Origin of the sequence: Mycobacterium sp. E3247, from assembly GCF_001667785.1 — a bacterium.
GTDB lineage: Bacteria > Actinomycetota > Actinomycetes > Mycobacteriales > Mycobacteriaceae > Mycobacterium.
The window spans coordinates 1-13,012 of the sequence record NZ_LZJG01000184.1; the positions used below are offsets into that span (position 1 = coordinate 1).

The following is a 13,012-nucleotide window of genomic DNA, read 5'->3' on the forward strand; positions in this document are numbered from 1 at the left end:
GCCGACGACGCGTGGGAGCGGATCACCGCGGGCGCGTCGCTGCTGCAGGGCTATACCGGCTTCATCTACGGAGGAGGCCTGTGGCCCAAGCGGATTCACGACGGCATCGCACGCCGGCTGCGCGAGGGCGGGTTCGCCTCGCTCAGCGATGCGGTCGGCTCGGCGGCGCCCAAGGCCGGCGGGGCGGCGAGTTAAGCCGCGCCTTCTTCGTCGGCTTCTTCGTCATCCTCTTCATCGCTCTCGCCCAGCACCTTTTCCGGGTGGTGGAAGGTGTTGACGCGGGGCTGCCCGCGGTCAAGGTGGGGCGGTGGAATCCAGTCGGTGTCGCCGTTGGCGCGTTTTCGGGTGGTCCAGCCGTTGTCGAGGAGCCGGTGGTGGGGTCCGCAGGTCAGGGTGAGTTGATCGATGTCAGTGCGGTGGGTGCCGGCCCAGTCCTCGACGTGGTGGACTTCGCAGTAGTAGCCCGGCACATCACAACCCGGGGCCGAGCAGCCGCGATCCTTGGCGTACAACACAATTCGCTGGCCGGGTGAGGCCAGGCGCTTGCCGTGATACAGGGCCACCGCCTTGCCCTTGTCGAAGACGGCCAGATAGTGGTGGGCTTGGCGGGCCAGGCGGATCACGTCGGACATCGGCAGCACGGTGCCCCCGCCGGTGAGGCCCTTGCCCGCGGCGGCCTCGAGCTCGCTCAGCGTGGTCGTGACGACGATGGTCGCCGGCATCCCGTTGTGCCGGCCCAGTGTGCCGCTGGCCAACACGGCGCGCAGGGCGGCGTTGAGGCCGTCGTGGTTGCGCTGGGCGTGGCTGCGGGTATCGCGCTCGATGGCTTCCTCGGTGGCCGGTCCATCGACCACCGGTGTCAGGTCGTCGGGGTTGCACATCCCGGGCGCGGCCAGCTTGGCCAACACCGCCTCCCAGGTGGCCCGCGCCTCCGGCGTGAGCCACCCGCTCAGCTTGGACATGCCGTCGGCCTGCTGATGCCCCAGCACCAGGCCGCGGGCGCGCGCCCGGTCGGCATCGGTGTAGTTGCCGTCGGGATTGAGGCAGTCCATCAGGTGGCGAGCGAGCTTGGCGAGTTCATCGGGGCGATAGTGGGCGGCCTCGGACGCCAGGTGTTTCTCGGCGTGCTCACGCGTGTCGATGTCGACGCAGTCGGGTAGTTGGCGGAAAAACCGCCGGATCTCCGCGACGTGGTCGGCCCCGATGGCCCCGCCGCGCTGGGCCGCCGCCGTGGCGGGCAACACCGGCGCCAGCGGCTCACCGGTGAGCGCCCGGCGCGGACCGAGGTCGGCGGCCTCAGCGATGCGGCGGCTGGCCTCTCCGCGCGTGATGTTCAACCGATCGGCCAACGCCCACGACAGCTTGCCACCCAACTCGGACGAATCCGCCTGCTCGCCAATCTGATTGATCAGCTGATGTTGCGGCGTCTGCAACCGGCGCGTCTCACACTCGAGCACCTCCAACAACCGCAACCGCTCCGGATTGGTCAGTGCCTCGTAAGAATGCCCCTGGAATCGGGAGACCACGGTGCGCAGGGCGTCGACGTCTTGCTGGATCTCCTCGCGGTCCGTCAATGCCACGTGCGCCGCCCGCCTGGCCGTCCGAACGGGCTGGACAACTCATAGATGAGAGCGTCCAGCCGCACCATGAGAAGTGCGTAGCAGTCGAGAGCCTCGACCAGGTCGCCAGCCGTCAGTGAGTCGATTGAAGCGAGGAACCGGTCCAACGACCCCTCGACGTCATCGAGTACGGCGGTGAACCTATCGTAGGCACTACTCGAATGCATGTTCGAATAATACGACGGCCCACCGACAAGAAGGGTGAAGCGCCCCCCGCGCCTACTTCTGCTCGTAGACGCCGTGAATGACGGCGCGGGCTATCGCGTGCTGGAACAGGTTGAAGCCCAGGTAGGCGGGGCTGGCGTCCTCGCCGAGGTCCAGCTTGTCGACGTCCACGGCGTGCACGGCGACGTAGTACCGGTGCGGCCCATGCCCGGGCGGCGGCGCGGCGCCGAGGTAGCGACGCATCCCGGCGTCGTTGACCAGCGTCAGCGCGTCACCGGGCAGGTTGCTCCCATCCCCCGCGCCCGCCGGCAGTTCGGTGACGTCGGCCGGCAGGTTGGCCACCGCCCAGTGCCAGAATCCCGAGGCCGTCGGGGCGTCGGGGTCGTAGACGGTGACCGCGAAGCTGCGCGTCTCCCCCGGGAATCCCGACCAGCTCAACTGCGGGCTGACGTCTTCTCCGCCCGCGCCCATGATCCCGCTGACCTGCGGCATGGCCAGGGGTTGGCCGTCGGTGATCGATTCCGACGTCAGGGTGAACGACGGCAGCTTCGGCAGCGCGGCGTACGGGTCGGGCGCGGTGCTCATGGGCGATCCTCTCGTTGCGTGTCGTGTCTTCAGCTGTGTTTCAGTCAGCAGTGTGTCAGGAAGTGTGCCAGTACATCGGTGCCGAACCTCAGCGCATCCACGGGTACCCGCTCGTCGACCCCATGGAACAACGCGGTGAAGTCGAGGTCCGGCGGCAATCGCAGGGGGCTGAAACCGAAACAGCGAATCCCCAAGCGCGCGAAGGCTTTTGCATCGGTTCCACCGGACAGCATGTAGGGCACCGTGCGGCCATCCGGGTCCAGAGCCAGCACGGCGGCGTTCATGGCGTCCACCAGGTCGCCGTCGAAGCTGGTCTCATAGGACGAGAAGTCCTTGATCCACTCGCGGGTCACGTCCGGCCCGAGCAGCTCGTCGACCTCGGCCTCGAACGCCGCCTTGCGGCCCGGAAGGATTCGGCAGTCGATCACCGCTTCCGCCGTCGCGGGGACGACGTTGGCCTTGTACCCGGCCTTGAGCATGGTCGGGTTGGCGGTGTCGTGGAGCACGGCCTTGAGCATGCGGGCCATGGGCCCGAGCTTCTCGATCGCTCCCGCCAGGTCGCCCGACTCGACGTCGAACGTCAGCCCGGTCTCCTCGCTGACGGCGGCCAGGAACTGGGCGACGGTGTCGGTGAGCACGAGCGGGAATCGGTGCCGGCCGAGCCGCGCCACTGCCTCGGCGACGGCGGTGACGGCGTTCTGGTCATGCACCATCGATCCGTGCCCGGCCGGGCCGCGGGCGGTGAGCCGCATCCACGACAGGCCCTTCTCGGCCGTCTCGATCAGATAGAGCCTTCGTTCGCCCCCGTCGCGGCGCGGCACAGTCAGCGAGAACCCGCCCACCTCGCCGATCGCCTCGGTAACGCCTTCGAAGAGGTCGGGCCGATTGTCGACCAGCCATTGCGCCCCGAAAGTGCCGCCGTGCTCCTCGTCGGCGAGGAAGGCGAACACCAGATCGCGCGGCGGCACGATCCCGGCCCGCTTCAGCTGCCGGGCCACCACGATCATCATGCCGACCATGTCCTTCATGTCCACCGCGCCGCGACCCCAGACGAAGCCGTCCTTGACCGCGCCGGAGAAGGGGTGGACGCTCCACTCGGCTGGCTCGGCCGGCACCACGTCGAGGTGCCCGTGGATGAGTAGGGCCCCGCGTGAGCTGTCGGCGCCCGCGAGGCGGGCGATCACATTGCCGCGGCCCGGGGCGCCGGACTCAACGTATTGAGGTAGGTAGCCGACCTCGGCGAGCTGTTCGGCGACCCACTGCGCGCACTCGGCCTCGCCCCGCGTCGTCTCCGGTTCGCCGGTGTTGGTGGTGTCGAACCGGATCAACCTGCTGACGACCTCGACCACGTCGTCATGCGGATTGGCCGGGAACTCGGTCTGGGCGGTCACAACCCCCTTTCCTACCATTGCCGACGCCGCGCGGCTCGGTGCGAAGCGGCCCGGCTGGATTGGGTCCACGTGAGACAATCCGATAGCCTTAGCTGCCAACCCATGCGGTTGGTCTTGTCCGAGTGGCGGAATGGCAGACGCGCTAGCTTGAGGTGCTAGTGCCCTACTAATGGGCGTGGGGGTTCAAGTCCCCCCTCGGACACGTCCGGCGACACGACTCAAGTCGGCCGTCGCCGTCACTCGCTGAAATTGCGGGTCGTAATCCAGACGCAGGCCCAGGCTTGCGTACACCTGGGCGCGTTCTGCCCCGGTTGCCTCGCTAAGCACCGCGGATAGTCCACCCAGCTCCTCGACCAACTCTTTGATCTGTCCGGCAGACATGGCGCAGGGTCGCTCGGCTCCCTCAAGGCGGGCCTTCAGCTCGTCGCGCTCGGCAGTACGCTGTCGCAGTGCGGCGGTCAAGTCCTCAACGGCCACACCAGACTCCAGTGCCGTGATGAGAGCGGCAATCTTGCGATTGGCGTCGCTGAGCTGGCGCTGTAAGGCCGCGTAGCCAGCTCCCGCCACCGGGTCCACCTCCTGCCCGCGCGCCAGATCTTCCGGGTCGGCCAGGGTGGCGATCCACTCGTCGAGTCGGGAGGTCACCGCATCCTCACGCAGGTAGACCGTACGTGGGTGATCGCGCAGGTCTATGGGCACCGAACGCGACTTACCTAATTCACAACGGTAAAGGATGCGGGTGGTCTGTTTCCCGACGCGGGCGGCGCCCTGCATCCGTCTGCCGCACGCGGCGCAGTAGAGCAGCCCGCGCAGCGCGTACGGCACAGTCGATTCCCTGCTGCAGACCAGACCGGGACCACGCCGCGCCTGGATACGAAGACGAACAGCCTGAGCCAAGTCGTCGGGAACCAGCGCTTCGTGCGTGCGGCGATCCGGTGCGATCCAGTCCGACTGATTACGCCACCGCATGCGTGTCTCATACCCCGCCGCGACATCGTCAGGGCTCACCAGGACCTCGTATTTCTCCTGCTTGCCCCAAACGCGGACCCCGGTGTATGCCGGGTTGTCCAATATGGCGCGGATCGCCGAATGAGACCAGCCTCGCGGGTCACGGTGACGATTCCGCGCCGGGTCGTATTGGCTCGGTGACGGCACACCATCGTCGGTGAGCCGTTGCGCGATGTAGCGCAGGCCCGCGCCGTCGGCATACATGCGGTAGATCTGATCGACGATCGGCGACGTCACGGGGTCCGGTTCGAGGCGGTGAAGTCGCTGCCCGAGATTTGCCTTGGCGGGGTTCGGGTGCGGGCCGGCATCGACGAGCTGATAACCATAGGGGGGGCGACCACCGAGGTATCTGGACGTGTCCTGCGCGAGTGCAGACATCGCCGTACGGACGCGCATCTGGATTCGGGCGCGCTCCCCCTTGCTCATGCCGCCGAAAAGCGTCATCACCAGGTCGTGCGCCTCGGAGCCGGGATCGACCGCTCCACCGACCTCAGGGACCCATAAGCCAACTCCGTAGTGCGTGAGCACCGGGAACGTGAGCGCGAACTGCGGCCCGTAGAACGCGCGAGCGGGCTCGCCGATCACCACTGCATCGAAGCCACGATCTCTGCCCGTGACATCGGCTAGGAGACGCGCCGCCTCAGGCCTACGCTTCCACGGCAGCGAACGGCTTTGTCCCACATCAAAATAATCACCCACGAGGACACCGCCGTGCGGACTGATCAGGTCGAGGGCACGCCGCTTCTGCCAGCTGCGGCTCGCCTCCGGGTCTTGAGCGTCCTCCGTGCTCACTCGGCCGTAGAAGGCGAACCTCAGGCTCACGCGATTCCCCTCTCCTGTCCGAGCATCCGGCGCCGCACTGCCATTATGGCGTGTACAAGCGCGCGGTTGGCTTCGCATGAAAGTCGATAGTCGTCGGGCAAGACGATTTCAACATTGCCGTCTGACATGATCGGCGCACCGATTCGATCGCGACACTCGGAGCGAGCATGCGCTGTTCGGGGCGTGTCAGTCATCGCGTCCCCCTGGCAGATCTCATTGCTGGTCACGGGCTTGGCGACGGGCTTCCACCAGCCCGACGCGCCGGGTGCAGATGCTCCGAAGAGCCGCGGAATAGACGAGGGTGCGGTCGCCTGGGGTGGCGTGTCCGGCGTGGTCGAATTCCCACCACACGTCGTCACTTTTCTCGGGTGGATCGAGAGGCGAATGGTGTTGTGGTGAACAGTCTTTGCCTGCTTGTTGTCGGGCCCAGGTGGCGCGGATGGCGCGTAGCGCGCCCATGGTGACCGAGTAGCGGCGAGATTTGGTGGTGACATGTCCCCGGTAGCCCAGGGCGTGAAGCCAGCGCCCGATCCCCGCCAAGGCATCGATACCGAGGGTGTGGGCTTGGTCTGCAAGGTGGGCGATGGTTGTCAGGATCGCCCGGACGTGTTCGGTGACGTCGAGGTCCGCGATGGCTTCAGCGGATAGGCGGCGGGCGGCGATGCCGAAGTCTTGCAGGGATTTGGTGACGTATTTGGCCAGGTATCCGGCGATGCGGCGTGACGATTCTGTTGGTGCCGTGTGGTTTTCGGTCCGCAGTGGTTGAGTATCGATCTGTGCGCCAAAGCGGACCAACAGCGGTGCAGCGTCACCAGACTGGTCGGTGTCGGGGTTGGGGACGTCGAGCGTGACGGCACGGGCGGCCTGCTGAATAAGGGCGGCGAGTTCGGCGGCAGAGATCGGCGACCCCCAGGCAGGTCCGGTACCGGCAGGGTCGTCAGGTGGATCGAGTCGGATAAGAGCGTGGATGTGCGGGATGGCACGGGCCTGCATTTCGACGACCTTGACGAAACTGGCTTTCACCGAACCCGATGCAATGCCAGCAGCTTTGAGGTGTTTGGCGAGATTGCGGCGTAGGGCGATGGTGAAACGCCGCCATAGTTCGGGCAGGTGCCAGGTAAACAGGACGTGCCCAAGGTAGTCGTAGCACTTGGCGCACAGCGGTTGCCCGACCGCGAGGTCGGGGCTGTCATGGATGGTGCTGCACCACAGGGGTTTTCCGTGCGGGCATCGCTTGTAGCAACCCATCGTCCGGTGGTCACGGCAGACGCTGCCTGCGCTGCCGTGGACGGGGCCGAAGCTGGGTGCGGTCAACGTGGCGAATACCTGGGGGCGATCGGCCACGGAGGGTGTGATGTTGTGGCGGCCTCCGGTGGTTCCTGCGGCGACGAGTTGCCAGGTGTCGCGGGCGTACAAGTCTGAGCAGGAGGGGCAGACGGTGGCGCGGCGGTTGTTGCACCGTACCCACGCGGTTCTTTTGTGGCCCTGGTCGTCGGTGCCGATGAGTTGGATGGGGTTGGCGCAGAACCCAACCGAGTCGGCGCGCCGCCACCAGGCGTCGAATCCCGGCGAGGAAGCGCGGCGCATCATCTGGGTGATCACCCGGTGGTGGTCGATGTCGGCGGGAAGACCCGGCAGCGTGATTGCCGGACTCCCTGCCTCGTGCGCGCCGCTCACTGGTGCCCCGCACGGTTGCCGCTGCCGCCGTCTGTGTCGGTGGTGTTCGCGTTGCCGGCCTCGCCAGCCTGGGATGCGCGTGAGCGCCGAGCGGGGAAGGCGCGCACCAGATAGGCGATATCGGCGTCGGTGACCCAGAAGGCCCGCACGCGGACCGGGTGGGCGATGCCATCGGTCATCACGTAGCCGACCCCGGGTCTGCCGTCGGGGATCAGATCGCATTCGGCCCCGGCGTCGCGGGCGCCCTGGCCCAGGACCATGGCGGTTTGCGATGCCTCGGTTAGCCGCAACCCGATCCGCACCGTGAACAGCTGCCGCACGGGCAGGGTGTCTTTGGACGGGTCCTGCACCGCCGCCACCACCGAGATACCCACCGCCCGGCCCTGCGAGAGCAGCAGGCCGAGCAGTTGTTCGATTTCGGTCTTGATCTTGCGGTCGGTGACATAGGAGGTCAGGGCCGCGATTTCATCGATGACGACCACGAACAGCGGATCGGCTGTGGTCGGTGTGTGTAGGCGGGCGTGCCCGCGTAGCCGGTTGGCGCGATCATGCATCAACCTGACCAACGCACGCAGCAGTTCCAGGGTTTGACCGGTGGCGTCGTGGGCGAAGAACGAAAACATCGGCGCACCGGGACCGAGTTCCATGCCGCCCTTGGGGTCGATCACGCACAGTCGGACCCGCCCGGTCTTCACGTCCGGGGCTAGGCCAGCGATCAGTGACCACAACACGCTGCCCTTACCCGCGCCGGTGGCCCCAGCCACCAGCAGGTGATGCCCGAGGATCGGCAGCCGCCACACACCCCGGTTCTCGGTGACGCCGACGCCGATGGCCGACAAGTTCACGGTCGCGCCGGGCTGGGGCATTGGCAGGGCGACGGGTTCGGCCAGCACGTCGCCGCGCATGATCGTGATCCGGATTTCGCCGGGTGCGATGGCGGTGATGGTGATGCGGTCCGCCGTCCACGCGGCGGCCAACGCGTCCGCTTGGCGCTGCCAGTGGCTGATCGATTGGCCCGTCACTACCCGCACCGCAAGGATGTCGGTGTGATCGCCTATGTGCACCCCGAGTAGTGCTGGAATAAGTTGGCGGTCATCGAGTTTGGCGGTCAACCCGTGCAGGCTGCAGACGTGTTCCCAGCGGCGCCGGTAGCGCCACCAGGTCTGCGCATAGTGGGTGGGCGGGTCGATCACACACCGCTGCAGACTGTTCTCGTCGACGAATCCCCACAGGATGTAAAGGGCAACGAAACCTGCGAGGGTGAAGAATCCCGCGTTCACGCCCTGCCAGCACGCCACACCGACGGCCACAGCGACAGGGGCCCCGAGCAGCGGGAACCGTGCACCCCACCACAGCAGCCGCCCGGCCGCCACCAGGATTGACCAGATAAGTTCACCGACCCAATCCTCATCAGAGGATTGGGGTTTGCTCTTATTGTTTGTGTTCGACACGATTATTTCTGCCTTTCGTGAAACAACATGTGGGAGTGGGGAAACCACCCCGACAGCGCTCGAAACTGGCGTGAGCAACTAGCCGCTGCCGGGATGGTTCCTTGGCGGTTATGGGCGCGGTGTGGAACCCGGCTTGCCGCCCTCGGCGGTGGTGATCGTCTCGGCGCGGAACGCGATACCGTTGCGGCCGTCCTGCGACCAGGGCAGTGCCACCAAGCCGGTCACCGATACCTGCTGGCCCACAGCGACTTTCGGTGCATCAGGCACGGTCACAGACAACACGTCCCCGCCATCGGCGTCCAGTGCCATTAACTGCACCGCATGCAGCACCGCACCCGTGGCCTTATCGATCTTCGGCTGTCCGGTGCCGAAATCAGTTCGCGGCTCCGGTGTTCTCGTGCACATGAATGACACCGCAGTGGTGTCGATTTTGAGTTTCACCTGTTCTGTCCTTTCCGATCGTTGTCACCGATGTGTGGTGACTGGATCTAGGACAGCGCGATCGGGTGAAGCGGCGATAGTGGCAGCTAGGAACAGTAAGGAACACTGTGAACGCGCAGATATGTCCGGACCTGGGGCGTTGTTCATGCATGATCCTTGTATGGCCTTGACCGACCCTGCTCGCCGCCAGAGCGGACTACGGGTTCGTCAAGCGCGCGAGGACGCCAAGATGAGCCTGAGCAATCTGGCGGCCAGAGTCGAGACGGTCCGCAAGCAGCGCGGTGAGACACCACCGGAGCGCGCTACGCTGCGTCAGCAGATCGTCCGGATCGAAGGCGGCGGCAGTGCAGGGCCGATGTGGCGAGCCGACCTCGCCGAAGCGTTGGGCCGCGATGCTGCCGAGTTGTTCGGGCTGACGGTCGAGACCAGTTTGCCGCGTCCGCTTCTGCTGCAGCTTCCGGTTGACCGTGATGTCCTGACGGTGATCGCTGACCAGCGCGCAGTCCACATCCGGGCCGAACATACCTTCGGCCCGGAGTACGCCCAGCCGCTGGTGGAACGGGACTTGCAGACCGTGGAAGCACTCATCAAATCCACGCCCGCCGAGCTGCGCACCCAGGTACGTGAGGTAGCGGGAACCATCGCCGAGGTCGCCGGCTGGATAGCGCAAGACCTCGGGGACCACCCGAGAGCGCGGGAACTGACCGATAGGGCCGCCGATCACCTGCGGGCCGCCGCCCCTGACCTACGCGCGATGGTGTGGATGCGCAAATCCAACATCATCGCCAGCCAGGACCCCGATCTGGCGGTGGAACTTGCCGCGGATGCCGCACGATTAATCGACGGCCACGAGGTAGGACGGCTGCAAGCCAGTATCACCCGTCAGCAGGCCCTCGCTGCGATCGCCAACCAGGACAAACAGGGGTTCTTGCGGCATGCCGCGCATGCACTCGAACTCGGCGATATCAATCCCGCCTCCGATGATCGCGCCACCTACGCCCACGCTGGATTCGTCGCCAGCGATATCGCCGCGGGATACTTGGAACTGGGCCACCCACGGCAGGCTGTCGAGCTGCTCACCCGACACCAACCCTCCTGGACCTCCCATCAGCATCGCGATTGGGCCGTCGCCGACATACGGCTACTCCACGCTCTCATTGCGATCCGCGAGTATCAACTCGCCTGCGCTCATGCCACCGAAGCCCTGCGCGGTTACTTGGCCGCGCCATCCCAACGCGCACGGCGACACCTTGCCCGCTGCGCGACCCTCCTGCGTGATCGGCGCCGGCACGACAAAAGCCCAGTGCTGCAACAGCTTTTCGGACAGATCAAGGACGCAATCGAAGGAATCGCCTCATGACCGACGCCGTCATTCCCAATATCACCACGGCCAGCGACCACGCTCGAGCCGATCTTGCGGTCCTGCCGGTCGGCTCGTTCGAGCAGCACGGCCCCTATCTGCCACTTGGCACCGACACCCTAGTTGCGGTCGCCATTGCAAGCTCAATCAGCGCCCATCACGACATTTTTCAGCTTCCACCCGTCACTTTCGGCTGCTCCCACGAACACGCCGCATTCGCCGGAACTGTCAGCATCACCGCCACCACCCTGGCTGCTGTTATTGGCGACATTGCCCACTCCCTGGCCGAGCAACATGTCCGCGGGCTGATAGTCGTCAACGCGCATGGTGGCAACGCTGTCCTGACCAACGTTGTCCAGCAAAGCAACTATCCCGGCGCACCGATCCGACTCGGCCTGTACCCCAGCCGTGACGACTGGACCGAAGCACGCGAAGCCGCCGACATCACCAGCACCAGCCATGACGACATGCACGCCGGTGAACTCGAAACTTCGATACTGCTGGCGGCCTACCCCGAATATCTGCGCGACGGCTGGGCCGACGCCGACCACATCCCGGACGACCGCCGCTACCTGACCACCCTCGGCATCGCCGCCTATACCGACAGCGGCGTCATCGGTTACCCCAGCCGCGCCGACGTCACCAAGGGCAGAAAAACCCTCGACCACCTGGGACGCAGCGCCAAAACGCTCCTGAACATCCTCACCGCACCGCAATAGCCGACCAAGCCAGGGCGGCGGCTACCGTCCGCTTGGCCGCTCCCGTCCGCCGCCGCCCAAACGAACCGGCCCGCGCCACCCAAGGAGCGTAGAAACCGGCTCTGACTGCGGTGGCGAGAACTCTCTGCCAGGAGGATCACCGCACCGCCCGCGCCGAACGCGAGCACGGCTGACGGCGCCGGCCGCCGATCCCTATGGCGAGCAGGCGGCACCGTTAGACCGCTTTGGTGAGAATTTTCGTTACTGAGATCAAGAGCGGAATGAGCTCGCCCGCATGAGCACAGACACTCAACCCACCCCACCTGTCAGACCACTAGCGATTTCCTGCCATCGATGAAGTCAGGGCGGTCGAGCCCCTGAGCGCCTCCTCAGCGCCGACATTAGACGGCCGATAGTTCGCACGTACATCTCAGTTCTTGTTGCGGCAACATGATGATACTGATATAAACGACATGCTTCGGCGGCATGCTCCTACCGGTGTGGGGTCGACGGCGACAACTCAGCGTTGGCATCTGGAGGACGCGTCAACTCTCGCGCGGACCTTCGGGCCGAATGGCTCAAAGGAAGGACTCACGTGCACGGTCAATCCGAACAAGCCGCGGACGAAGAGGGTTCGTTGGCACACCTTTGGAGACCAAACGAGACGCCATCCGTGCGCGTACCCATCGATGCACTCATGCCAGGCAACTCGCCACGAATGGACGGCGAGAGCAAATCTCACACGGAGCTAATGGCCTCCGCATCAGAACTACCACCGATTGTGGTGCATCGACCTACGATGCGGGTCATCGATGGGATGCATCGGCTGCGCGCCGCCAAATTGCGGGGCCGAGAAACGATCCAGGTGCGTTTCTTCGACGGGACCGCGGACGAAGCCTTCGTGATCGCAGTGTCCGCGAACGTAACCCATGGGATGCCGTTAACCCGGAAGGACCGAAAAGCCGCGGCCGCTCAGATAATACGCGCCTATCCATCTTGGTCGGACCGGCTCATCGCATCAACGACAGGACTGTCGCATCGCACGGTGGCGGAAATTCGCCGGTGTGCAAGTGGACAAATTGACCAGTTGAACGATCGAGTCGGCAAGGACGGCAGGGTCCGACCGATAACCACTGCCATTGGCCGAAGGATTGCGGCCGAATTGATCAAGGCTGATGAGTCGGCATCTCTACGTGAGGTTGCGAAGATGGCCGGTATCTCGCCAAGCACCGTGAGGGACGTCCGAAGCCGTCTACAGCGAGGTGCCGAACCAGTGCCCGTTAGAGATAATGGAGATCAAACGGATCAGCACAACGGAACGGCGTCGGCGCCCCGCCGTGACGCGAAGGAGCGCAAAACAGCACCCACGGCTCTCATGCCGAGGCGCAATCCTGGCTCGCCATCGCCCGATACCGCACTGCGACAACTCCGTGTAAATCCGGCTTTGAAGTTTACCGATCACGGCCGAGCACTCATACGTCTACTAACAACCAATCTTGCGGCTCCGGCTGATTGCGGATCACTCATCGATGATGCTCCCGAGCATTGCTTAGCCACCATCGCCGAACTTGCATCCGCGATCGGAGATGCTTGGTACATATTGGCATCTGACTGTCGCACACGGTCGTTATGTGGGTAGGAGGAACAGGTTGCGATCTGGTCTCTGACCAGTGGGTCAGCGAGCCGACTCAAGTACCTATCGAAAGTACCTATCGAAAGCCCGTGTCGCGCAGGCCGAAGCGACGAGGCAGGTGCAGTAACATGTTGACCTCATGCGCTCACCGCGACGCTTCCT

11 protein-coding genes, 1 tRNA gene and 1 pseudogene are annotated in these 13,012 nt (G+C 65.2%); 5 read left to right on the forward strand and 8 right to left on the reverse strand.

Features of this window, described 5'->3' with window-relative positions; all coding sequences use genetic code 11:
* Positions 1-195, forward strand: a pseudogene (locus tag A9X04_RS09640) (dihydroorotate dehydrogenase (quinone)); the annotation flags it as partial.
* On the opposite strand, the gene A9X04_RS09645 reads toward A9X04_RS09640, so the two are convergent.
* Genes A9X04_RS09645 through A9X04_RS09660 form a run of 4 tightly spaced genes read right to left on the reverse strand, consistent with a single transcriptional unit; the run spans position 192 to position 3,778 of the window.
* Positions 192-1,580, reverse strand: a complete 1,389-nt coding sequence (locus tag A9X04_RS09645) for an HNH endonuclease signature motif containing protein (protein ID WP_067919740.1) — start codon at positions 1,578-1,580, stop codon at positions 192-194. The pseudogene A9X04_RS09640 and the gene A9X04_RS09645 sit on opposite strands and share 4 nt — an antisense overlap.
* The gene (locus A9X04_RS09650; protein ID WP_067919741.1) at positions 1,571-1,786 is read right to left on the reverse strand and encodes a hypothetical protein; all 216 of its coding nucleotides are present in this window, start codon (positions 1,784-1,786) and stop codon (positions 1,571-1,573) included. The genes A9X04_RS09645 and A9X04_RS09650 overlap by 10 nt, the downstream gene beginning before the upstream one ends.
* Before the next feature lie 52 nt (positions 1,787-1,838).
* On the reverse strand, positions 1,839-2,369 hold the full coding sequence (locus tag A9X04_RS09655) for a YbhB/YbcL family Raf kinase inhibitor-like protein (protein ID WP_067919742.1): 531 nt from the start codon (positions 2,367-2,369) through the stop codon (positions 1,839-1,841).
* A gap of 44 nt (positions 2,370-2,413) precedes the next feature.
* The gene (locus A9X04_RS09660; RefSeq protein WP_067919743.1) at positions 2,414-3,778 is read right to left on the reverse strand and encodes a M20/M25/M40 family metallo-hydrolase; all 1,365 of its coding nucleotides are present in this window, start codon (positions 3,776-3,778) and stop codon (positions 2,414-2,416) included.
* 98 nt (positions 3,779-3,876) lie between these two features.
* Here A9X04_RS09660 and A9X04_RS09665 point away from each other — a divergent pair.
* Positions 3,877-3,962: transfer RNA gene (locus A9X04_RS09665), tRNA-Leu, on the forward strand.
* Here the strand turns inward: A9X04_RS09665 and A9X04_RS29585 are convergent.
* The 4 genes from A9X04_RS29585 to A9X04_RS09685 all read right to left on the reverse strand — a co-directional run bounded on the left by A9X04_RS29585 (position 3,944) and on the right by A9X04_RS09685 (position 9,159).
* Complete coding sequence (locus A9X04_RS29585) at positions 3,944-5,590, reverse strand: recombinase family protein (protein WP_082974896.1); 1,647 nt, start codon at positions 5,588-5,590, stop codon at positions 3,944-3,946. The two genes, A9X04_RS09665 and A9X04_RS29585, sit on opposite strands and share 19 nt — an antisense overlap.
* 213 nt (positions 5,591-5,803) lie before the next feature.
* On the reverse strand, positions 5,804-7,267 hold the full coding sequence (locus A9X04_RS09675; RefSeq protein ID WP_067919745.1) for a replication initiator: 1,464 nt from the start codon (positions 7,265-7,267) through the stop codon (positions 5,804-5,806).
* Positions 7,264-8,718 (reverse strand): FtsK/SpoIIIE domain-containing protein, encoded by a 1,455-nt coding sequence (locus A9X04_RS09680; protein WP_067919746.1) that lies wholly within the window; start codon positions 8,716-8,718, stop codon positions 7,264-7,266. Before A9X04_RS09680 ends, A9X04_RS09675 begins: the two co-directional genes overlap by 4 nt.
* 108 nt (positions 8,719-8,826) lie before the next feature.
* Positions 8,827-9,159 (reverse strand): hypothetical protein, encoded by a 333-nt coding sequence (locus A9X04_RS09685; RefSeq protein ID WP_067919754.1) that lies wholly within the window; start codon positions 9,157-9,159, stop codon positions 8,827-8,829.
* A gap of 160 nt (positions 9,160-9,319) precedes the next feature.
* On the opposite strand from A9X04_RS09685, the gene A9X04_RS09690 reads away from it, so the two are divergent.
* From A9X04_RS09690 to A9X04_RS32255, 3 genes are all read left to right on the forward strand, one after another.
* Entirely contained in the window at positions 9,320-10,519 is a 1,200-nt protein-coding gene (locus tag A9X04_RS09690) for a hypothetical protein (RefSeq protein WP_067919755.1), read from the forward strand.
* Entirely contained in the window at positions 10,516-11,238 is a 723-nt protein-coding gene (locus tag A9X04_RS09695) for a creatininase family protein (protein WP_067919756.1), read from the forward strand. Before A9X04_RS09690 ends, A9X04_RS09695 begins: the two co-directional genes overlap by 4 nt.
* A 652-nt stretch (positions 11,239-11,890) precedes the next feature.
* Positions 11,891-12,856 (forward strand): ParB N-terminal domain-containing protein, encoded by a 966-nt coding sequence (locus A9X04_RS32255; protein WP_156764294.1) that lies wholly within the window; start codon positions 11,891-11,893, stop codon positions 12,854-12,856.
* The last annotated feature ends 156 nt before the right edge of the window (positions 12,857-13,012 follow it).

Coding starts and splice junctions, on each gene's coding strand:
- A9X04_RS09650 (WP_067919741.1), bottom strand. CDS start 1,786: ATGCATTCGAGTAGTGCCTACGATAGGTTCACCGCCGTACTCGATGAC.
- A9X04_RS09655 (WP_067919742.1), bottom strand. CDS start 2,369: ATGAGCACCGCGCCCGACCCGTACGCCGCGCTGCCGAAGCTGCCGTCG.
- A9X04_RS09660 (WP_067919743.1), bottom strand. CDS start 3,778: ATGGTAGGAAAGGGGGTTGTGACCGCCCAGACCGAGTTCCCGGCCAAT.
- A9X04_RS09690 (WP_067919755.1), top strand. CDS start 9,320: ATGGCCTTGACCGACCCTGCTCGCCGCCAGAGCGGACTACGGGTTCGT.
- A9X04_RS09695 (WP_067919756.1), top strand. CDS start 10,516: ATGACCGACGCCGTCATTCCCAATATCACCACGGCCAGCGACCACGCT.